23 protein-coding genes, 1 pseudogene and 1 riboswitch are annotated in these 21941 nt (G+C 39.8%); of the genes and pseudogenes, 15 read left to right on the top strand and 9 right to left on the bottom strand.

Translation table 11 applies throughout. The annotated features are described in order from the left end of the window. Positions 1-145: 145 nt before the first annotated feature. The 3 genes from AC1DIV_RS10770 to AC1DIV_RS10760 all read left to right on the top strand — a co-directional run bounded on the left by AC1DIV_RS10770 (position 146) and on the right by AC1DIV_RS10760 (position 3275). Entirely contained in the window at positions 146-934 is a 789-nt protein-coding gene (locus tag AC1DIV_RS10770; RefSeq protein ID WP_054400534.1) for an HAD family hydrolase, read from the top strand. A 116-nt stretch (positions 935-1050) separates the two neighbouring features. Next, a riboswitch (TPP riboswitch) is annotated at positions 1051-1165 on the top strand. Positions 1166-1300: 135 nt separating this feature from the next. Further along, on the top strand, positions 1301-3082 hold the full coding sequence (thiC, locus tag AC1DIV_RS10765) for a phosphomethylpyrimidine synthase ThiC (protein ID WP_048684249.1): 1782 nt from the start codon (positions 1301-1303) through the stop codon (positions 3080-3082). Positions 3083-3104: 22 nt separating this feature from the next. Next, positions 3105-3275 (top strand): hypothetical protein, encoded by a 171-nt coding sequence (locus AC1DIV_RS10760; protein WP_153246124.1) that lies wholly within the window; start codon positions 3105-3107, stop codon positions 3273-3275. 90 nt (positions 3276-3365) lie between these two features. On the opposite strand, the pseudogene AC1DIV_RS10755 reads toward AC1DIV_RS10760, so the two are convergent. Together AC1DIV_RS10755 and AC1DIV_RS10750 are read right to left on the bottom strand one after the other, a co-directional pair. Then, a pseudogene (locus tag AC1DIV_RS10755) lies at positions 3366-3875 on the bottom strand (DUF3231 family protein). Positions 3876-3974: 99 nt separating this feature from the next. Further along, complete coding sequence (locus AC1DIV_RS10750) at positions 3975-4118, bottom strand: hypothetical protein (protein WP_174878762.1); 144 nt, start codon at positions 4116-4118, stop codon at positions 3975-3977. A gap of 178 nt (positions 4119-4296) precedes the next feature. Here AC1DIV_RS10750 and AC1DIV_RS10745 point away from each other — a divergent pair, with 178 nt between their 5' ends. Beyond that, a complete protein-coding gene (locus tag AC1DIV_RS10745) occupies positions 4297-4929 on the top strand; it encodes a spore coat protein (RefSeq protein ID WP_323598951.1) in 633 nt (210 codons plus the stop codon). Between the two features lie 56 nt (positions 4930-4985). Here the strand turns inward: AC1DIV_RS10745 and AC1DIV_RS10740 are convergent, their stop codons facing one another. The 3 genes from AC1DIV_RS10740 to AC1DIV_RS10730 form a co-directional block, all read right to left on the bottom strand. Further along, positions 4986-5351 (bottom strand): carboxymuconolactone decarboxylase family protein, encoded by a 366-nt coding sequence (locus AC1DIV_RS10740; RefSeq protein ID WP_034305272.1) that lies wholly within the window; start codon positions 5349-5351, stop codon positions 4986-4988. 112 nt (positions 5352-5463) lie between these two features. Continuing rightward, on the bottom strand, positions 5464-6246 hold the full coding sequence (locus tag AC1DIV_RS10735; protein ID WP_477576357.1) for a cytochrome c oxidase assembly protein: 783 nt from the start codon (positions 6244-6246) through the stop codon (positions 5464-5466). Beyond that, positions 6236-6754 (bottom strand): DUF2243 domain-containing protein, encoded by a 519-nt coding sequence (locus AC1DIV_RS10730; RefSeq protein WP_063596621.1) that lies wholly within the window; start codon positions 6752-6754, stop codon positions 6236-6238. Before AC1DIV_RS10730 ends, AC1DIV_RS10735 begins: the two co-directional genes overlap by 11 nt. A gap of 265 nt (positions 6755-7019) precedes the next feature. On the opposite strand from AC1DIV_RS10730, the gene AC1DIV_RS10725 reads away from it, so the two are divergent. The 4 genes from AC1DIV_RS10725 (at position 7020) to AC1DIV_RS10710 (ending at position 10944) form a co-directional block, all read left to right on the top strand. Then, a complete protein-coding gene (locus AC1DIV_RS10725; RefSeq protein ID WP_239860326.1) occupies positions 7020-7865 on the top strand; it encodes a manganese catalase in 846 nt (281 codons plus the stop codon). Positions 7866-8044: 179 nt separating this feature from the next. Continuing rightward, positions 8045-9025, top strand: coding sequence for an NAD(P)H-quinone oxidoreductase (locus AC1DIV_RS10720; RefSeq protein ID WP_340874546.1), 981 nt, complete (start codon positions 8045-8047; stop codon positions 9023-9025). A 198-nt stretch (positions 9026-9223) separates the two neighbouring features. Continuing rightward, positions 9224-9991: an arylamine N-acetyltransferase family protein gene (locus tag AC1DIV_RS10715; RefSeq protein WP_251541046.1), complete on the top strand. Its 768-nt coding sequence runs from the start codon at positions 9224-9226 to the stop codon at positions 9989-9991. Positions 9992-10326: 335 nt separating this feature from the next. Continuing rightward, a complete protein-coding gene (locus tag AC1DIV_RS10710) occupies positions 10327-10944 on the top strand; it encodes a hypothetical protein (protein WP_340874551.1) in 618 nt (205 codons plus the stop codon). Here the strand turns inward: AC1DIV_RS10710 and AC1DIV_RS10705 are convergent. Beyond that, a complete protein-coding gene (locus AC1DIV_RS10705) occupies positions 10941-11111 on the bottom strand; it encodes a hypothetical protein (protein ID WP_340874552.1) in 171 nt (56 codons plus the stop codon). The two genes, AC1DIV_RS10710 and AC1DIV_RS10705, sit on opposite strands and share 4 nt — an antisense overlap. A gap of 71 nt (positions 11112-11182) precedes the next feature. Here AC1DIV_RS10705 and AC1DIV_RS10700 point away from each other — a divergent pair, with 71 nt between their 5' ends. Both AC1DIV_RS10700 and AC1DIV_RS10695 read left to right on the top strand, forming a co-directional pair. Beyond that, complete coding sequence (locus tag AC1DIV_RS10700; protein WP_340874555.1) at positions 11183-11752, top strand: YdhK family protein; 570 nt, start codon at positions 11183-11185, stop codon at positions 11750-11752. Between the two features lie 1072 nt (positions 11753-12824). Then, positions 12825-13307 (top strand): GNAT family N-acetyltransferase, encoded by a 483-nt coding sequence (locus AC1DIV_RS10695; protein ID WP_251541049.1) that lies wholly within the window; start codon positions 12825-12827, stop codon positions 13305-13307. 166 nt (positions 13308-13473) lie between these two features. Here the strand turns inward: AC1DIV_RS10695 and AC1DIV_RS10690 are convergent, their stop codons facing one another. Then, positions 13474-14310, bottom strand: a complete 837-nt coding sequence (locus AC1DIV_RS10690; RefSeq protein WP_340874559.1) for an RMD1 family protein — start codon at positions 14308-14310, stop codon at positions 13474-13476. Positions 14311-14744: 434 nt separating this feature from the next. On the opposite strand from AC1DIV_RS10690, the gene AC1DIV_RS10685 reads away from it, so the two are divergent. The 5 genes from AC1DIV_RS10685 to AC1DIV_RS10665 all read left to right on the top strand — a co-directional run bounded on the left by AC1DIV_RS10685 (position 14745) and on the right by AC1DIV_RS10665 (position 19418). Further along, positions 14745-15929: a glycosyltransferase family 4 protein gene (locus tag AC1DIV_RS10685; protein WP_052137176.1), complete on the top strand. Its 1185-nt coding sequence runs from the start codon at positions 14745-14747 to the stop codon at positions 15927-15929. A gap of 20 nt (positions 15930-15949) precedes the next feature. Next, complete coding sequence (locus AC1DIV_RS10680) at positions 15950-16273, top strand: hypothetical protein (protein ID WP_142398499.1); 324 nt, start codon at positions 15950-15952, stop codon at positions 16271-16273. Positions 16274-16310: 37 nt separating this feature from the next. Further along, positions 16311-18101: a glycosyltransferase family protein gene (locus tag AC1DIV_RS10675; RefSeq protein ID WP_340874564.1), complete on the top strand. Its 1791-nt coding sequence runs from the start codon at positions 16311-16313 to the stop codon at positions 18099-18101. A 303-nt stretch (positions 18102-18404) separates the two neighbouring features. After that, positions 18405-18890, top strand: coding sequence for a PaaI family thioesterase (locus tag AC1DIV_RS10670; protein ID WP_063577300.1), 486 nt, complete (start codon positions 18405-18407; stop codon positions 18888-18890). A 243-nt stretch (positions 18891-19133) separates the two neighbouring features. Beyond that, positions 19134-19418: a LytTR family DNA-binding domain-containing protein gene (locus AC1DIV_RS10665; RefSeq protein ID WP_323598942.1), complete on the top strand. Its 285-nt coding sequence runs from the start codon at positions 19134-19136 to the stop codon at positions 19416-19418. A gap of 115 nt (positions 19419-19533) precedes the next feature. On the opposite strand, the gene AC1DIV_RS10660 is transcribed toward AC1DIV_RS10665, so the two are convergent. Together AC1DIV_RS10660 and AC1DIV_RS10655 are read right to left on the bottom strand one after the other, a co-directional pair. Further along, positions 19534-19746, bottom strand: a complete 213-nt coding sequence (locus AC1DIV_RS10660; protein WP_340874567.1) for a hypothetical protein — start codon at positions 19744-19746, stop codon at positions 19534-19536. An 88-nt stretch (positions 19747-19834) separates the two neighbouring features. Further along, positions 19835-21901, bottom strand: coding sequence for a Na+/H+ antiporter (locus tag AC1DIV_RS10655; RefSeq protein ID WP_477576356.1), 2067 nt, complete (start codon positions 21899-21901; stop codon positions 19835-19837). Between the last annotated feature and the right edge of the window lie 40 nt (positions 21902-21941).

Raw genomic sequence — 21941 nt, 5'->3', positions numbered from 1 at the left:
GGTTCCCACCGGAAAAGGTAAGCCATTTTGCGAAGAAAGAGGCAGGCATTTTCCGAATAGTTATTCTTTTTTTATTGGTTGTGGTTTATTATTGTAATAGTGTAATTTTTACGAATTCAATATTGGGGAAAGAGGGGTGGACATTTTGCTGAAGGCAGTTTTTTTTGATTTAGATGATACATTACTATGGGATCAGAAAAGTGTAAAAGAAGCTTTTGTGGCCACATGCGAAGTTGCCAAGGAGAAATATGGTCTGAATGTCGACGAGTTTGAAGAAGCGGTGCGGAAGGAAGCGCGTGATCTTTATTCTTCTTACGATACATATGCATTCACTCAAATGATCGGAATCAACCCATTTGAGGGACTATGGGGGAATTTTCAGGATGATCATGATGAATTCCGGAAGATGGCCGGGATTGCACCGGCTTATCGGAAAGAAGCGTGGACGAGGGGCTTGAAGGCATTAGGGATCGATGACCCGGAATTTGGGCTTGAACTGGCAGAACGTTTCCCGGCCGAAAGACGCAAAAAGCCATTTATCTATGAAGAAACATTCCGTGTTCTGGATGAATTAAAAGGGAAGTACAAATTGCTATTGCTAACGAACGGATCTCCTGAACTGCAAAATACCAAACTTGAAATAACGCCTGAACTGGTTCCTTATTTCGACCAAATCGTGATTTCAGGCGCATTTGGACGAGGTAAACCGGATGCCTCCATTTTTGAGCACGCTTTGGAAATCATGGAGCTTGATAAGGATGAAGTATTGATGGTCGGCGATAATTTAATGACCGATATCCTTGGAGCATCACGGGTAGGCATAAAGTCGGTTTGGATAAATCGCCATGATAAGGAACGGAATGAAGTGCTTCCAACCTATGAAATCAAGCATTTAGAGGAGCTTTTCCCTATCCTTGAGAGCCTGGGGAATTAATTGGCGGTCCTCCTCCAAATAACAAATTTTAAATGATTGCAGAGAAAATATTAGGTCTTTCAAATTATTTACAGAATGAAAAGGGTGAGATATAGTTACCCTGTAATCAATTAAATTATTCAGACTAGGGGTGTCCAATAAAAGTTGGGCTGAGAGAGAAGCGCTTAAGCTTCTTAACCCTCAGGACCTGATCTGGTTCATACCAGCGTGGGGAAGTTAGAATCTACTAAACGATGACATTTCAATCGGTCATTTCTGTAGTCATACTAACGTTAGCCGGGTCTTAAATATGAGACCTGGCTTTTTCGTGCGAAATGGATTGGATTTTGTCCTTTTTAAATGAACTTAAAAAGGAGAAATGAAATCATGAAGAGTAATTCAGTAAATGACATGAACGTTTCAATTATGTCCAGTTTTGCCGGGAGTAAAAAAGTGTATGTTGAGGGATCTAGACCCGATATTAAAGTACCTATGCGTGAAATTGAGCTAAGTCCGACAACAGGGGCATTCGGCGAAGAGGAGAATCCGCCTTTACGTGTATATGATACAAGCGGCTTCTATACGGATTCAGAATATCCGATTGATATTCATAAAGGCCTTGCCCCGATTAGACGCAGCTGGGTTCTGGAACGGGAAGATGTTGAAGAGTATGAAGGGCGTGAAATAAAGCCTGAAGATAACGGATATAGAAAAGTGGAGTCACAATCCAATGCCGAAGTTTTTCCGGGATTGAAAAGAAAACCATTGCGTGCGGTGAAAGGGAAAAACGTAACCCAGCTCCATTATGCCCGCAAAGGGATCATTACTCCAGAAATGGAGTTCATTTCGATCAGGGAAAATGTAGCCCCTGAGTTTGTAAGGGAAGAGGTAGCTAGCGGGCGGGCAATCATTCCGGCAAATATTAACCATCCTGAAAGTGAGCCCATGATCATCGGACGTAATTTTCACGTGAAGATAAATGCGAATATAGGAAATTCAGCTGTCAGTTCATCGATCGAAGCTGAAGTGGAGAAAATGACTTGGGCTACACGATGGGGTGCAGACAACATAATGGATCTTTCCACAGGAAAGAATATTCACACGACGCGGGAATGGATTATCAGGAATTCACCTGTGCCGGTTGGGACGGTTCCGATATATCAAGCATTGGAAAAAGTGAATGGGGTCGCGGAAGATTTAAATTGGGAAGTTTTCCGGGATACATTAATCGAGCAGGCTGAGCAAGGTGTCGATTACTTCACCATACACGCTGGTGTACTTTTGCGATACATCCCCATGACAGCAAAGCGAGTTACGGGTATTGTTTCCCGGGGAGGCTCCATCATGGCACAATGGTGCTTGGCCCACCACCAAGAAAGTTTTCTCTATACACACTTTGAAGAGATTTGTGAAATCATGAAGACGTATGATGTTTCTTTCTCATTAGGTGACGGTCTCCGTCCGGGATCCATTGCAGATGCAAACGATGAGGCACAATTTGCGGAATTGGAAACACTTGGGGAATTGACGAAGATTGCTTGGAAGCACGACGTTCAAGTCATGGTGGAGGGACCCGGCCACGTACCGATGCATTTGATTAAAGAAAATATGGATAAGCAGCTGGAAGTCTGTCAAGAAGCACCATTCTATACCCTGGGACCATTGACGACGGATATAGCTCCTGGATACGACCATATCACTTCTGCGATTGGTGCTGCCATGATTGGATGGTTTGGAACTGCCATGCTTTGCTATGTGACACCGAAAGAGCATTTGGGACTGCCGAATAAAGAGGATGTTCGGGTAGGGGTCATTACTTATAAAATTGCAGCACACGCAGCTGATCTTGCAAAAGGCCATCCGCAGGCAAGAAAACGGGATGATGCCCTTTCGAAGGCTAGATTCGAATTCCGTTGGAGAGATCAATTCAATCTTTCCCTTGATCCTGAAAGGGCGGTTGAGTATCACGATGAAACTCTTCCGGCAGAAGGGGCCAAAACAGCCCATTTCTGTTCAATGTGCGGACCGAAATTCTGCAGTATGAGAATCTCTCAGGACATTCGTGATTTGGCGAAGGAAAAGGGTCTGGGTTTTGAGTCGGTAATCGATGAAGGGCTTAAAGAAAAAGCGAATGAATTTAGGAAAACGGATGGGGAAATCTATCAATGATTCCGACGAGAGGGAGAATTCGATGAATCGGGTAATCCAGATAAAAGTTGAAATGAAACAGTTGGAAACTCAATTGGAGCAGCTGAAAAGGGAGCTGAACATTTTTCGGGAGAATTGTAACCATGAATTTGTGAAAAATGATTATAGTCAACAATGTACAAAGTGCCACTTGATCGAAAGTCTGCAATGGTAATGATTCCATAATCGTCCTTATGGAATGACTCCCTTAATCATGTTGGACATTCAATCACAAAACATGATTAAGGGGATCTTTCATTACTATTTACATACTTGTTTTATTAATATGAAGAGGAGGAGGGACAAGCCATCCTTTTTCCTTATTCAATCTAAGGAAGTCAGCACCCAATGCAGCTTTGTTGGTATGGAATTGCGCAAACATCTGTGCAATATCCTCGCGGATGCATTGACCCATCATTTGGCTGCAAGCAACTAATCCTGCATTAATATCGATTGATACTGAAGCGGAGATTTCAGGATCTTGAAGACGTGCCCCGACGGGAATATCCTCCAAATTAGCTTTAGGCCTTTCAGGTGGTGAGGGAGGCAGTCCTACGTTATTTTATTTTAATAATGATTCAAGTTGGTCATGTTCCTGTTTTTCTTGATTGATCACTTCAACAAGCAATTTATGCAGGTCCTTGTCGCCAGTATGATTAAGCATGGTTTGATGACAGGCAATCAACCCTTTTGTAGTGGTTAGAAATGCCCATGTTCCAAATACCTCTCCGTAATGCATAGGCTCATCTTTCGGATTTCCGCTTAAAATTCCCATAACCATCCTCCTTGAAATTCATTAACGCATTTAAGTTACCCTGAATTCATCCAAGCATGCATCGTTGATGTTTGGGAAAGGTTAGAGGGCTTTTAATGCTTACCCTTTTATTCCTTGCAGCCATTCTTGATAACATTCATCACAGAGCATTTCATTTCTATCCGTGTCAGTAACTTGAAATGTTACGACATGGATTTTTTTTTCTTCCGTGACATCACTACAATAGAAGCATTGATGTGTCATTAGAAATCCTCCCATGTATATAAAGTGTTTATAGTTTAAAGCGCCACGGTTTTTTTATACAGAAAAAATGGTTCAGCAGCTTATTGGTCTTCTTGGAAGAGTTTAGACTGAATAATCCGGTTGGGGTTTAACATACTAAACGTGTTCGCTTGATTGATAAAATGAGGAGGGAAATACAATGCAAAACCAAAATCAACAAGGTCAAGTACACCAGAACATGCAAACGGGTGCCATTCCCCCACAATTGAATCACGGTGGTCACGAAGTATTCGATGTACATGAAGTGCTGTCGGGAGCGATTGGTACTTTAAACACGTATACTCTTTTGCGTCAGCATGTCCAAGATCAGGAATTACTCGACATTCTGGATCGTCAATATCAGTTCATCCAAGATGAATATAATATTTCATTGGAGTGCTTCCAAACGGGCCAGGATCCTTCTAAACCGACTCAGAGCTACAAAATGAATCAAGGTAACGATTTTATATATGGATTGACACCGACTCAGCCAAAGAAACCTTTGCAATCCGTATCGGAAATTACGGATGAATGCATTTCAGGCTTGATGCTTGGAGCTGTTAAGTCTGCAGCATCCATGAAGGCGATGGCAGCGCTTGAAATAACGAATCCGGTGGTTCGCCGCGTATTTGCAGATTCCGTTCCGAACTGCATTGAAATGGCTTATGAGATTTCGATATATCAAAACAAACATCATTATTACCAAGTTCCTCAGCTTGCACAGCAGGATATGCAGCAAATGATGAATTCGTATGCCCCCGCACAAGGAAATAACAACAACATGAGTCATTAAAAGCATTTTTAAGAACATAAAGAAGGGATAGGACTGATTCTCCTATCCCTTCTTTATCATTGTTTCATCTGATTTATTTCCTGAATGCATTCCTGGACGAGGGTAACAGCCTGACTCATGGTTGCTCCTCCGCCAAATGCCGCGGTCACACCAATTGCTTCAAGAATTTCTTGTTCGGAACAGCCTTGATCAAGACATCCTTTTGTATGATAGATAATACAGTATTCATCTTGTGAATATAAGCTTATTCCTAGTGCGATAAGCTGTTTTTCTTTCTTGGACAATTGACCTTCTTTAAAGCACTCTTCCGTAAACGAATTGAATTTCTCAGCAAGATCTGGCATTTTATGCGTAAAGACACCGATTCCAGCTTTATAATCACGAAGAGCATTTTCAGTAGAATTATTCGCTTCATATTCCATTTTTCATTCAGCTCCATCAAAAAATTTTTTCATCAAAAATTAGTATGAGCTAAATGTTGGACGATTAAACAGAAACGCAGGAGTTTACCGAAGTAATCGTGGAACCGCCTTCCTACAAGGCTAGTGACCCCTTGGGCCGGGTGGCTTTGAACCATTGATAGCAAAGGATGCATATAAGTGCAACGTCAATCGCATCACCGGCATAGTACATTAACATTCCGCCATTTTCCGCTTGTACCTTGGTGACTCCGCTTGGCGGGTGGGCAAAAATATATTTAGAAAGGATATCATGGCCGGCCAGTGAAACTGTAAATACGATAGCTCGAAACAAGAAGCTGAACCTGTAGGGGGCAGGGTCCATATAAATCATAGACGCAGTGAATAGATAGCCAGCTATGAACACGTGAAAATGCACGAATGCATGCAGAAGGGCATTCTGATGCATCAACCCGTACAGACCAGTCGTATAAAGGATCCAAAGCCCTCCAATATTAAGCGCAGCGGCAGTGATTGGATTGCTTAAAAACCGCAGCGGCCAACTTTTCAACACCTTTGAAAGGCTTCTTGCTGATTGTACCTCAAGTGTTCGCAGTGCAAGCGTAATGGGTGCAGCAAGCACGAGCAGGATGGGTGCAATCATTCCAAGCAGTAAATGACCAACCATATGCGCCGTGAAGTCCATATGCGCGCGATTGGCTATTGGGCCTATGATTGCAGAGGCTGCACAGAGAGTGCCAAGAATCCAAAAGAAGGTACGGTATAAAGGCCATTTTTTATAGCGGCGGTTCGAAATGATGGCAGCTGCGATATAAATCACTATAACCAGCATGAGTAGCATCAATAAAATCGGTTCAAAACCAGTTCCATTATCATGAATATGTCCATTACTGTGCATTGCTGGCGTCTTCTTTCATTTTAAGTAAGCTGCGCCTTGTTTGAATGACGAGGGTAATGCCGATCAAGATCATGATTGTGGCAGCAATGTTCCAAGTCAAGTCGTATGGGAAAATATCGACATTGTAACGGATTTGATGGAGGCGCATGAGCTTGTGCTGGATGATTCCGTCATATAACTGGAAAGAACCTGCCCCGAGCAAAACTCCCCCAATCCACCTTTTCAGCCATAATCCCTTTCGACGGCGAAGGTCAGCGAACATGAATAACGACCCGACCGTTGCGAACCAGCTTAGAGCATGAAATAAACCATCCGAGACAAGCCCGATACTGGTTGTGGACTTGTCATAGAAATGGTGCCAATGTAATAGTTGATGAAAGATGGCTTCATCGATGAAAGCAACCAATCCGATCCCGAATAGAAAACCGGACCATAAGTTACGAGCGGAATAAGTATAACGTAGTTCTGAAATGGATTGATCTCTTTGATTTCGAGGCTTGAAATCCATTTTTCATCCTCCTTTTTCCTATATATGGTTCTTTCTACTTTACCCTGTATTTTAAAGTTATAGACAGGTAAATGGACCTTTTATATATCTTATTTATTGAGGGATTCATAGCACAAAGAAATCCTTGGCTTTTTAGTTCAGTCATCAATGTTAATGGTATGTAAATTTCTTCTAATTATTGTTCATTATAACTGAATTATGGTTTTAAGCATGTAAAGGCGGGTAATAAAAAACCGTACATCATATAAAAAAAGGAGGAGTTAATATGTTTCGCCATCAAAAAGAATTGCAATTTGAAGTTAAGGTAGATCGACCAGATCCGATGCTTGCCCGTCAAATTCAGGAAGTGTTAGGTGGACAGTTTGGGGAAATGACTGTCATGATGCAATATCTTTTTCAGGGATTTAACTGTCGTGGAGAAGAAAAATACAAAGATATGCTGATGGATATCGGTACAGAGGAAATTGGACATGTAGAGATGCTTTGTTCACTCATTAGTCAATTGCTTGATGGCGCTTCTCCGGAAGATCAAGCAGAAGCCGCAAAAGATCCTGCTACAGCAGCGATCATGGGTGGTATCAATCCCCAGCATTTGCTCGTAAGCGGTCTTGGCGGACTGCCAACCAACTCGAATGGGGTGCCTTGGAACGGATCTTATATCGTAGCCAGCGGAAATTTATTAGCGGACATGCGATCCAATCTGCATGCTGAAAGCCAAGGACGCCTTCAAGTGGCCCGTTTATATCATATGACCAAAGATGAAGGGGTACGTGCTACCTTCCGTAAAATGTTAGCCCGTGATCGTTACCACCAATATCAATGGATGGCGGCCATTGCAGAACTTGAAGAAAAAAATGGCGTGGTTGTTCCCGCATCATTCCCACCGGAAGCGGAAATGGAATCTCAACCGGAAGCGTACGAATTCTGGAACTTGTCGGAAGGTAATGAATCGGCAGACGGCCTGTGGGCAAAAGGAAGCGCCCCAGATGGTACGGGAGATTTTGTTTATGTAGCTGAACCAGTTGCAAAAGGACAGATTCCTAACCCTAAGGTTCCGGCAGCACAATTGCATCATGACCTGGATAGAAGTCAATCGCTTAATAAAAGGTAATAAAAACTTTTCAAAAAAAGCTCGATGGCCCTGAAGGGGACATCGGCTTTTTTATTCTATCTTGTTTGCAAAACCTAATTATTTGCTTGTGGATATTTTTTGGAGTAGGATAGTTTCCATCTTCAAGACAAACCATTTTAAAAGGATGGTCACTAATTTAATGGTAAGGAGTGGGGCAAATGAAAGCAGTAGTGGTTAAAGAACCGGGTGGTGCAGAACAATTACTATTAAAAGATTTTTCAAAGCCCGTGCCCGGTAAAGGGGAAATATTAATAAAGGTTAAAGCCTCTGCGATAAATAGAACGGATATTGTTTCCCGGGAAGGAAAATCCGGTTATATGGCCAATCCAATATTGGGGATTGAAGTTTCTGGGGAAGTGGTGGAAACAGGGGAAGGTGCAAATATACAAACGGGGACGAGGGTGATGGGCCTGGTAAACGGCGGCGGTTATGCTCAATATGCCTTGATGCCGGCTGATCGTGCAATGAAGATTCCGGATAACCTGTCATTTGAAGAAGCGGCAGCGATACCTGAGGTATTCTTGACTGCGTACCAAACCTTGTTTTGGTTAGGTGAATTGACGGATCAAGAAACGGTATTGATTCATGCTGGCGGAAGCGGTGTAGGCACTGCAGCTATCCAACTGGCAAAAAAACTGACAAAAGCGAAAATCATCACTACAGCCGGCTCAAAGGAAAAATTGGATTTCTGTCACTCACTAGGAGCGGATATCTGTATCAACTATAAAGAACAATCTTTTGATGAGGAAATCCTGAAAGCTACAAATAATCAAGGAGTGGATGTTATCCTGGATTTCATCGGTGCTTCTTACTGGGAGAAAAACCTTAAAAGCATAAAAACTGATGGACGATGGGTATTTATAGGCATTCTAGGCGGAACGGTAGTCGAGAAGGTGAACCTGATGGAACTTCTCTTAAAAAGAGTTCAATTAAAAGGCACTCTACTAACTCCTCGGAGTGATGAATATAAAAAAGAGTTAACGGAAGAATTCGTTAAAAAGGCAATGCCGTTGTTCCGCAAAAATGAAATCAAGGCAATCGTGGACCATGTCTTCCCTTTTGAAGAGGTACAAAGAGCGCATGAACATATGGAAGCCAATAAGAATGTAGGTAAAATCATCTTACAGATTAATGAATGATTAAAGAAAAACTGCCTCGGTGCATGAATGGGGGAGGTTGCCCAGGATTAAGACTTGATTGGGCGACTTCTTTTCAGGTGATGAGGAAAAGGTGGAGCTGATGGCAGATTGATTGAAGAAAGAAATATGGACAAAGTATAATGAATATATACAAAGTCAAGATACGCTTCGCCGGTATCTGTCTAAGGGGGAATCTTAATGAATGAACTGAATGCATTATTCAGGAAAAGAATAGGGCTCCAGGAAGATGTGAAACTGACATTTGAGAAATTAGACGAAATTCTGGATAAGACAGCGAAAACCATTCCTTTTGAAAACTTATCAATCATGGCATCCCATCTGAGTGATATCGATAAAGCGAATATCATGAACAAAGTCCTCGTGAGGAATGAGGGGGGATTATGCTATGAATTGAATTCAGCCCTTTATTTTTTCCTGATGGAAAATGACTTTGATGTATCTTTGGCTCGTGGTGTCATCTATAATCAGGGGTGGATGACCATAGGAAGGACACATGTCACCATTCTATTGAACCATGAGGGCCAAACCTATTTGATTGATACGGGTTTTGGCGGGAATCTGCCATTAAAACCAGTTCCGTTGAACGGAGAAACGGTCGTTTCCCGAAATGGCGAATTCAGGATAAAAAAAGAAAGTACCGACCATGGAGATCATATCCTTGAATTAAAACTGAAACATAAAGATCGCGATTGGAGAATAGGCTATGCTTTCGATTCTTCACAACCCGTGGGAAATGTAGCGGAACTTAATGAGGTCCAAACAATCATCAGGGAAAATCCCCAATCACCATTCAATAAGCATCCATTAATCACCCGTTTGACAAACAGCGGGAACATCACTTTAACCGATACTTCCTTTACACAGTGGGAAAATGGAAAAGTGACGAAAGAAGAAATAGATGGAGCACGATTTAAAGAGTTACTGAAACAGCACTTCGATAGATAGTGGAAAAAGATCTGAATATCAAAGGCATCCTTATCGAAAGATTGTCCATTCTTGACAGTTTTTTTATGAATTGTATGATCATTCCATGGGATGTCATTGATATGCAAGACATAGAAAACTATTACTATAATGAAGAAATTTGCGAAAATCCTGCCGAATAGCTGGCAAGTCGAGAACCCGCTGAATGCTTTTTGGCGGAAAGAGAGCGAATTTCTGAGAACACTTGAAAACTGTAGGCAAACTGGCTTTCTACAAATTTGCTACAATCTGAAACATCCATTATGGATGTTTTACTATTTATTCAATAGATTCGAATTCAGTGGGGTGAGAAGGATATGGAGAAGAAGAACCGATTGGTTTTTACTAGGTCGAATGCAGCTGCTAAACGAAAATTCGATGAAGCCATCACCATTTTGGAATATAGTGTAATGCTTGTTGAATTCTTTGGATTACAAGAATTCAACAATATAATTGCCGGACAGTTAAGGCTGATTCTATGTGAAACGAAAAATACGCGAATAAAACGGGAAAAGGTCACAATTGACCAATCCTTAATAAAGAAAATCAATCCTAACCCGAAATTGTATCCCATTAAAGACTCCAATCAAATGAGCAATGATCATATATCGGAAGAACTCTTCGATTATACTAAACAAAGGATTGAGCTAAAGCTTTGGAGAAATCAAATTATCTATAAAATCGATATCGAAGGAAAAACCCAGGAAATTAAAGTCATTGATTTTATTAAGGAAACAGCTAATAAAATTGGCGGTGCACATGCTGAATCAAGTTTCCCTAATAAGTCATTTATTTCGGATGGACATACGAAAATCATGTTAATAGATATAGCAAAAGGGTTATTCAAATCAATAGGCAGGGATTATAAAAAACATGCCTCCATGAACCTTTCACATATCATGCAAAAAATCGAACAATCAACTTTGGAAGACTAGACAGAGGAAGGACTTTTGACCAAGTCCTTCTTGCTTGATTTCCAAGCACCCGGCAGGATTGAATACCTCAAATAACCACTATCACTAAACCATTCTTTTTCCTCGTTAAACCACGCTCGATGGCTGTTCACTTTTATCCAGAACGCCATCAGGTTAAATTCAGTCACGAGTATACTCCATATTTTCTGCATATTTAATTGGTAAGATGGGTGTAATCATAAAGGAGGTTTTATTCAATATGAAAAAAAGAACAAAATTGCCTACCATCTTATCCCTATTTGCAGCCCTGTTTTTAGTCCTTGGAGCATGTTCCAACAGCGATGATAAAAGCAAAGAAGAGAAGGAAGAAAATGAACATAGTGAAATGGACATGAACCATTCTAGCTCGGGTGATGTTCCGGAGGGATTAAAAGCGGCAGAAAATCCAACTTATGAAGTTGGAAGTCAAGCGATTATCGAATCAGGTCATATGGAAAGCATGAAAGGGGCGGAAGCAACAATAGTGGGTGCCTTTGATACGACTGCTTATGCAATTTCGTATACGCCTGCAACCGGCGGAGAAAAAGTGGAAAATCATAAATGGATCATTCACGAAGAAATCAAAGATGCAGGTGAAGTGACGTATGAACCCGGAGCGGAGGTCACAGTAAATGCTTCTCATATGGAAGGGATGAACGGGGCAGTCGCTGAAGTTGAATCTGCCGAAAAAACGACTGTTTATATGGTCGATTTCACACCGACTACGGGTGGAGAAAAAGTGAAGAACCATAAATGGGTAACTGAAAGCGAATTATCAGCGTCTAAATGATTTAACATCATGAGTTCAAAAACAGAAGAAAATAGGATTGGAAACTCCTTCAGTTTGTGACAAAAGTGGATTTGGAATAGTCTCATCCAGAACCATAATATTCAAACAAGACTAGATGATCATTGATGTTTTTTTATTGTAAGCCTCATTGGATTGAAGAGATTTGCGACACTCCTGCCGAATAACTGGCTAACCAAGACCCCTGAGGCGCTTGCTTTGATATGGCTTGGCAGAAAGTCGGCGGAAAGGGAGCGGATTTCTGAAAGGGGTATGTGTAATGATTTCCACTCCAGGCACTCGCTTTCCGCGGGCGGTCCGCCCGCGGCGTCGCCTGCGGGGTCTCCCTGGCCACGCTTTTCCCGCAGGAGTCTCGTACCTTCCGTTCCAATCAACTGGAATTTTATAAAAGAAATATTGTAGGGAAACAGGCTCTTTTCCAATTGGTTTACAGTTTGGCTGATCCATCAATTTTTTGACAAAAGGGAGTTCGGATTGGTCCCACCCCAAACCATGAAATTAAAACAAGATTAGATTATCCTTATGTTTTTATTCTATAATCCTTATGGGATTGAAGAAATTGCGACTGTTAAATAACTGGCTAACCAAGACCCCGGAGGCGCTTGCTTTGATATGGCTTGGCAGAAAGTCGGCGGAGAGGGTGTGAATCTCTGAATCAACTGAACTATTCAAATAAAAAATGCAGGCAAACTGAGTCTTCATCTAGTTTATCTACAAAAGGAGATTCGGAATGCTCTCATCCCGAACCATAATATTCAAACAAGCTAGATGATCATTGATATTTTTTTACTGTAAGCCTCATTGGATTGAAGAGATTTGCGACACTCCTGCCGAAATACTGGCTAGCCTAGACCCCGCAGGCGCTTGTGCCGAGGAGGCTTGGCAGTCAGTCGGCGGAAAGGGAGTGAATCTCTGAAATCAACTGAACCATTCAAATAAAAAATGCAGGCAAACTTGATTTTTTCATTGAGTCTGTTTACAGTCTGAAGGAATGGTAAACAAAACCATTCCTTTTTACGTGACTTTATCAGAAATGTGAAAATGGGGTGCAAGTATGATGGCTGGATTAATTATTAGACCTTTTATGGAAACTGACCATGAGGCGCTGAGCAATTATTGTTTACCTATAGAACAAGCAATCTATACTTCTTTACCTTTAAAAGTTATCGAAGACTTCAGGAAGGATAAATATAACCTCCCCATGGTCATTTATTTAGATAAGGATTTGATTGGTTGTTTTGCCTTATATACGGATAAAGCGGGAAATCAATATACAAGTAATGAGAATGCGATTCTTCTTAAATCATTCTCCTTGGATTTGCGCCATCAAAAAAAAGGGCTAGCTTTTAAGACGTTAAAAGTGTTGCCTGATATGATCAAACTAAGTCATCCAGATAAAGATGAGATTATTCTAACGGTGCATCATTCGAATGTCCCAGCGATAAATTTATATAAAAAAGCTGGATTCATTGACAAAGGATACAGATTTAATGGGGAAGAAGGGGAGGAATTCATTTTCCACTTTGCTCTGGATTAAGGGGAATATAGATAACTTCCGGAATGCTTCGACCCGATAGGAAAAAGCATGTAATTAAACGACAGTATACAGTCAGCTTAAATATGATGAAGTGGTTAAACGCAAAATAAGCATCAAAACGATGCTTATTTTTTTGGAAAGTATTCCTTACGATATGATTAAGAATTCATGGAATCCATCCTACAATTTCTAGAATCGTCAGAAGAATCTCAAAGACAATGAGAATTACAATGATCCATTCAACGAATAGTCCCCTGATCGAATGGCTGATGTTAGAAAACCCATCCATAATGTTATATAAAATTTCGGTTTTACTTTTCAGGATTTTATACCGATCATTCAATTCAAAAAATTCAAGCATTCTGTCATAAAATTCGCCGGCAATGCTGCTTGTCCATGTAATATCAGGTTTATCCAGAATCATGATATATGCCAGGGTATTGTACTCGTGACGTACGATTTTCGCCGTCGTCCTCGCTAGTTCCTTGTTACCGATTCTGAGCTTGCCTTTTTCCAGTCGGTCAATCATGGCTTCAAGCTTGTCGTGGATTGTTCCTAGTTGTTCCTCAGTCTTTTCAAGAGCCACCGATTTTGCGAGAATGGTGGATATTAATTCAGGGTAGAAAAATTCATATTTAGGAACAACTACATATTCGTCTGTCAAATTGATGTTTTCAGTTTCACTGAAGTGAAGGCTGTAATCATCCGTATATCTATCTACATTGACGAGATCAATGTCCGGCTCGAATGATTGGATAAAGGAGGAAAATGCCTTGATCTCATCCTCATGTGAGTAATTGATGAATACGATGCTGCCAAAGGAAAAAACCAGCACCTGCTGCGATTCGTCCACATTTTTATAAAGGATGGAACGTAGAATATCGCCTTTAAGAATTAAAGGCTCTTCCCAGGTGAATTTTTTGGGGATGCCGCAATGAATGGCGATTTTGTTCAAATCGATTTCATTAGTGATTGCACATGCTTTAAAGGTAATTTCTTCCATCCATATCACTCTCTTCAGCAAATTGGTCTTTTTTCGATTCTATTCTATTCTTACAAAAACATGCTTGAATAATTCTGGAAGGTAGAAAAAAGTCAACTTACTGGTAACTAAACCAATAACCCCATTATGGATATAAAAATAATCAAGTCTAAGCTTTGGGGAAATATATAAGAGGGCGCTTCCGGTAACTGGATCGCCCTTCTTTATTTTGCTTGTTTATACATACTGAAACTTTACAAAAACATATAAAAGTTCATGAAAACTTTACTTTTATTTACAGAATTCTCACATTGATGTCAATATTCAGTAATACATGTTTGTTATAATCGATTGACGGTTTTAAAAGTGGTTGGAAAAGGGTCTTTTAAAAATCCTTCATTTACAGATAAGTAGCAGGCTGATTGAAGATGACTGAATAGTAGGAGTGAACAAAAATGGAGGAATCTATAAATCTATATGAGCTTACATTTAGTGAAAAAGATAGATATGTGATCATTACGAATGCTTATCCACATGAAGATCAGCTATATCGGAATGGGTTTATCCACCGAAGAGTCAAGGCTTATCTGGATGAGGGTTTGAAGGTGGATGTCTTTGTTTTGCATCCTGCCTATAAAAAAGCGGAAAAGTATACGTATGAAGATGTGCCTGTTTATCGAGGAACTGAACAGCATTTGCGCATTTTCTTAAATCATAAAATACATAAAAAAGCGCTCATTCATTTTGTTAATCCAAAAATGGTACAAGCGATAAAAGAAACGAACACGGATTTACCGATTATCACCTGGATACATGGATTTGAAACGGAGGCATGGCATAGAAGATGGTTTAATTTTCTTGAAAGCCCTGAAAGCTTGAGGAAGATACTTGAAATGTCGGACGACTATTATGTATCACAGCTTTCTTTTATGAATTGGTTTTATCAAACGAATGAATTGGATACAACCTTTGTTCATATTTCCAAATGGTTCAAAGAGCATATAGCGGAATGTGATGCAAGAGCAGAATCGAAAAATTCAGTAATCATTCCCAATGTCATAGATGATAATCTGTTTACCTTTATTGAAAAGCCAGCTGAAATGCGGACAAAAGTCCTTTCAATCAGGCCATACGCTTCACGAAAATACGCCAATGACCTATCGGTGAAAGCAGTGCTGGAACTATCGAAGAGACCATACTTCGATAAGTTGGAATTTGCATTTTATGGCGATGGAAAATTGTTCGATCAAACCGTTGAGCCAATCCGGGATTTTGAGAATGTAACGATTCATAAAGGTTTCCTATCTCAGGAGAAAATCGCTGCATTACATAAGGAGTATGGAATTTTCCTTTGCCCGACCCGTTTGGATTCTCAAGGGGTTTCCATGTGTGAGGCAATGTCGAGCGGACTAGTGCCGATTTCAACAGATATTACGGCAATTCCGGAATTCGTTAAACATGACGTTTCTGGCCTTCTAACAAAACCTGAGTCTCCTACCGATATTGCCGATGCAATAGAGCGCTTATATTACAACTCGGACGTATTTTTAAGAGTGTCAAAACAAGCTTCTCAGTCGATTCGGGAAAAATGCGCTGTAGATGTTGTTATAAAAAGAGAATTGGAGATCATCCAAGGTTAATGGAGGGGAGTTTTTTCAATATGGACGAACGAAACGAATATTGGAAAACGATGTATGAGGAACTCGAATTACAAATGAAAGACATGATGTCCATGACATTGGAACTCATAGAGAGCAATGGCATGGAAAAACAAAAAACCATTGAGAACGTTACAAAAGAAAATAATAGGCTGCGAGAAGAAGTAGAAAAAAGTAAGATGGCCCAAATCGAAAATATTAAGCTTAACAAAGAAATACGAAGACTTAAGTTGTTAGAACATAAATTCAACGTTACATATGCAGGGAAATTCACATTAAAATATCTTGCGCTTAAATCATCTATTAAAGAACAAATAAAGAAATAAAAATTCATATCAGATTTCAGTCATTGGAGTGAAAACTTTGAATTCACATGAACTAGTTGAAAACAGAAAAATGAAGGTACTTCTATTTGGCTTTATTGACATGAATTCAATGGATGGATCTGCAGTATTTTTATCTTCCTTAGCATCGACCATTGCGTTAGATTCCAACATCGAAGTTGATTTACTTTTAGCTAGCCCGGTCAAACGTGATATCTTACTTCAGCCACTTGAGAAATTTGATAATATAACCATTCTCAATCCTTTTGTCGATCCTTTTTTTAATGCCGCCGGTGATGAATGGGTAAAAAAAGGAGTCATTGATTTCGATGTAGCAGAAATGCTCATTTCTCATTATTGGAGTCAAAATGACTATGATTGGCTATTTGTTAGAAGCATTGAGACTGTTGAAAAAATCGCAAAGCATAAGCAAATCATAAAGAATACATTAGTTTATGCTACAGGATTGACTCACATAGGTCAGGATGTTAATGAAGAAAAATTCGAGAGCATCAAAAATATATATGATCAGTGTGCGTATTTCTTATGTCAAACAGAAGAGATGTGCGAATTTGTCATTGAGATCCTTAATTTGAATAAAGAAAAAAACAAAGTTTCCCTGCTTACCCCGATGATACCAAACGTTGAATCAGCGGAAGGGCAGACCCGGTTAAAAAACAAACTTGTATATACAGGGAAATTCGACCCGGATTGGAAGACCATTCCCATTATTACTGCTTTTAAAGAATTAAAACGTGAGATCCCGAATCTATCACTTGATGTGGCGGGGGATAAATTCAAATGGGTTAAAGATGATTCTCAGTTTAAGGAAGAAGCGGCATACCTCCTTAAAAATACGGATGGGCTTACATGGTACGGTGCTTTGACAAGGGAGAATGCCCAACAATTAATCGTGAACAGTGATATTGGGATAACCTGGAGAAGTGAGGAAATGGACAGCAGTCTGGAACTGTCTACAAAGCTATTGGAGTATGGGATTTTAAGAAAGGCTGTAATAATGAATCCAACCAAAATGCATATGAAGCTTTTTGGCGAAGATTACCCGTTATATGCTGTTACAGAGAAGGATTTCCGTGACGCTGTCAAATTAGCATTATGTAATAAGGATATATATGAGTTTGCGGCACAACGAATGTATCAAGTTAGCAGGCAGTTTTTATTTTCAGAAGCAATAAAAAAACTGCAAGGACCATTATGGAGCAAGCGCATTACCGATTATGTGAATGAAAGTGCGAATATGTTTTATATTGATGAAGCTGACTTTGATGAATTGATTAGGCATACATCATTAAATAAAGTGAAAATATTGCCTGCGGAGTTTAATGTTGACGAAGTTTTCACCTATATTGTCAAAAACATACCTGAAGAAATAAAACGAGTCGAAAAACTGTTTAAACTGTCTGGGTATGGTCAAATCATTTCAGCAGAAAAAGCTGGATGTTATACATTTCTCCACATCCATAAAAGGTATGGAACCTTTGAACAAAATTTTCAAAATAACATCCCCTATTTAAAAACGATAGGATTTGAAACCTTTGGCAATCCTAAACTAAAACCAAAAGATGTGGAGATTTCAATCAAAGAACGGGCAATTGTTGATAAAGAAAAATATGATATGAAAGGGAAAAATAAAGAATTAGCTAAAGAAGTAAAGCAATTAAAAAAACTGAACAAAGTTCAACTTAAACAAATTACTAAGCTAGAAAAACAAAATCAAGCACTTGGACGTAAATATGATTCACTTTCGAAGTCGAAAATGGGTAAAATGACATTCAAGTATTGGGATTTAAGAAAAAGGCTTAACTTTTAAGAAGGTAAACCTGCAACAAAATAATAGATACACTTCTTAACTATATATATTTTCAAATGAAAGCCCCTGAATGCTGCTTGCTAACAGGGGCTTTTGTCAATTATATGGAGTAAAGGAGCAGGGATTCTTACAAACTTTTTTTCGATTAAAGCTGCCTCAGGTTACTATTCTATGAAAATAAAACTTGGTAGTACCCTCAATAAAGATTCATGGAATTTCAAAAAACTAACTTTTCAGCATGTATCCAAATAGACCCCTTATTCTTTAATGGTGTTATAATATTCTGAAAAAGGGGGAGAGATGATGGAGGAGAATGTGCTAAAAGCGATTCAAGATGATTATCCGGATGCATTTGCATGGTGTTATGGATGCGGTCGCTTGAACAAAGATGGTCATCATTTTCGAACAGGTTGGCAAGACGAGCAAACAAGGACTATCTATACACCACGTCCAGAGCATATTGCAATTCCAGGATTTGTTTATGGCGGCTTGATTGCCTCTTTAATTGATTGTCACGGAACAGGTTCCGCTGCATTGGCTTTACACCGTAAAAACGGTCATGAAGTTGGAGATGGAGTTGAACCACCCAGGTTCGTGACTGCGTCACTGAATGTGGAGTTCGTAAAGCCAACACCAAATGATGTGCCATTAATGGCCGTTGGGACGATTCATGAAATTCATCCTAAAAAATGGAGAATCGAAACAGAGGTATTTGCACTCGATAAACTTTGCGCCCGTGGAGAGGTAATCGCTGTGGTGATGCCAAGTACTTTTACAAGTAAAGAGTGATCTTCATTAATGTAAACGCATCGAATCCGGAATTAGATGTACTATCAAAGGGCCGTCCAATTATTTGGACGGTTATTTAGTGTATCTGAGTATCCATTTCAAGCATGTTATCGTAATAAAGTGGCATGTAGCTGGAAATTACAAGCCAAATATTAAGATATTAATATACATACATTATAAGCAAAGGGAGGTCGCATAGATGAAAATAAACGTAGAGATAGATGAGGAGATCAGGCGATAGAGGTGCTTATCCGCAATCATGAATGGAATGAGGAAGTGCAGGAATTGATGGAACGCTTGAAGGAGAGGAAAAGACCGTATTTTGTCGGGAGAAAAGGAGAAATGCAGCATGTTTTCCGGGCAGAAGAAATCATCTGTTTGTTCACAGAGCAAGATTCCATAATGGTGCGGACGAAACAGGGGATTTTCGAAATGAAAGAAAGGTTATATGAACTGGAAAGGGACCTTCCAGGTGCTTTTCTGGTGAGTTTGGGGCAATTACTCGTGAGTTTAGTGCTTTTCTGGTGAGTTTGGGGCAATTACTCGAGAGATTGGAGCGAATACTCGTGAGTTTGGTGCTTATACTCGTGAATTTGGAGAAATTACTCGTGATACACAGAAACGAACATGCCTTTTACCTTTGTTATGTAGGATGTATCTTGAATTCAAGGAAGAGTTCGTTGTATTGACCAGCCAGCTTCATGACACTTGTATTAACTGAGTTAGGTTCAATTGTAAAAGTTGCAAAACGGTGATTTAACTCCATTGTGAGGGCAATAAAGAATAATGGGAACAGATGCCGTGAATCGTCTGGAATTTCGACGAAAGCCCTTATACCTGCTCGATCTACGGTCATTTCATTTTTCCTGAGGTATTCATCCTTGCTTTGGAATGTAAATAAAGAGACACCGTTTCCTGTTGCATCGGAGTCTCTTAATATTTTATCAATTTTGTATCATTATCATTTCATCATAGATTAAGTTTTGTCTAAGCTCAGTTGCTGTTTGCATGGATATTTGCTCATCTTCAACCATTTGCGCAATGATATCACGTTCGATTTGCATCGCATTCAACTGAAATTGACTCACCATCTCTTCAAAGCGTTTTGCTTCTTTTTCACTTAATGTTCCGAACGGATTCAAATAACGATTATATCTTTGGATGACAAGCATGACCTCATGGCGGTTTTCAGGTGCAGTTTGTTGTTTGATCAATAAAATGGCTTCCTTGGAAGCTTCTTTTTGTGCTTTACGGAACTCCCTGATCAGGTCCGCATTTTTAACGATGGAGTTCTCTAATTTCGCTTTCCATTTCTTATCCCATTTGACATTGATTTGTTTCTTGAAAAGAATGGCCTGCAAATTGATCCAAGCCCTTTTCAGGGAGGATTTTTGCATATAATTCGAGGTTCTTGAAAGATACACTTTATATAGTTCAAAGGCTGTTTCAGATATAGTCCCTTTTTCGACTAATCCAGAAACGACTTCCAATTCCTTATTGGCTCCTAGCTCCACTAATTCGCGTATTGTCCGATCATCCGGTCGATTCGTTATTCCCCGTTCCAAATCTATCAGTTGTTCATTTAAATCTTCCATTACTTGATGGACCGCTTTCTGATTTTCGATGGTTGTTTCTTTGCTCAGCTGATTGATCGTTTTATTTAAAACAATTTTATAAGCTTCCTCAGAGGTTAGCCGCTCATCTTTGAATTCAGTCGGTGTCTTTACCAGTAGTGGCAAGAGAACCGTAGCCAAGGTGACGCTTAACAATATTACGCAAGCTGCGATGAACAAGACTGTATTACGCATCGGGAATAAAGTGTCATCCCGCATGAAATATGGTATGGATAAAGCTGTAGCTAATGTAATGGTTCCATGAATGCCGCAAACGGATGTCAAAAATGCAAATCGGGATCTTGAAACATTCTCCTCATCGGTGTCATTGCTATCTTCTGGATGAACCCTGGACATAATGAATTGCTCTAATGGATTCACTCTGTTTTTCGTAAAAGTATCATGCAGGATGTATACCCATATAAAACGGATCACCAATAATAAAAGAACGATCAAGACACTTATCCCAAAAAGAATGCCCCTATTTAAGTTGGACTCAATTTCCTGATAAACACTCGGCAACATAAATCCTAACAAAGCAAATACAAGTCCATTCAAGACATAACCTAATACAGACCATGTATTAGTTGATACAATTTGCAATTTAGTCGTGGAACTCTGAAGGCGATCCCGCTCGATGCCATGAATGACACCTGCAGCAACCACTGCCAAGATTCCGGAGACATGGAATTCTTCAGCTGCCATATAGATGGCAAAAGGCGTAATTAGTTCAATGACAATAGACATTGGGATTTCTTCAAGTCCATGAACCCGTAAAAATAATCGTAATTTAACGATTAAATAGCCCAATAGGATCCCTATAAAGATACCGCCTAAAGCGACAAATATAAAATTAAGCGAAGCATCTTTTATAGAAAACACTCCAGTTAAGGCAGCTGCCAGGGCAACTTTAAAAGCAACGATTCCGGCAGCATCATTGAAAAGTGATTCACCCTCAAGGATGGGCATCATGTTTCCAGGCAATTTCAATCCTTTTGTAATCGATTGTACCGCTACCGCATCCGTAGGGGTAATGGTTGCTGCTAAAGCAAAAGCCACAGCCATCGGCATATCAGGTATTAACCAGTGGATGAAAAAGCCTCCTGCAAAAACCGTCACAAATACTAACCCAAAGGCTAATAATAGAATAGGCTTACGCAATTCAAGCATTTCTTTTCTGGACGTATTTTTTCCTTCTGTAAAGAGCAGCGGAGCAATGACACAGATCATAAATAATTCTGAATGAAAATCAAATGATAATTGAAATGGTAATAATGAGAACACTGCTCCCATGGATATCTGATATATCGGAAGTGGGATACGAGGCCATATAGCATTTAATATTGTAGCGATTATTGTGGACACCAATAATCCGAGCAATGTGATTAATAATGACATAGAATCTCCCTTATCTTCTAATGTTTTAGTCTGATTGCCC

Source organism: Peribacillus sp. 05N428 (assembly GCF_056397085.1).
This window is presented reverse-complemented; position numbering and strand designations above follow the sequence as displayed.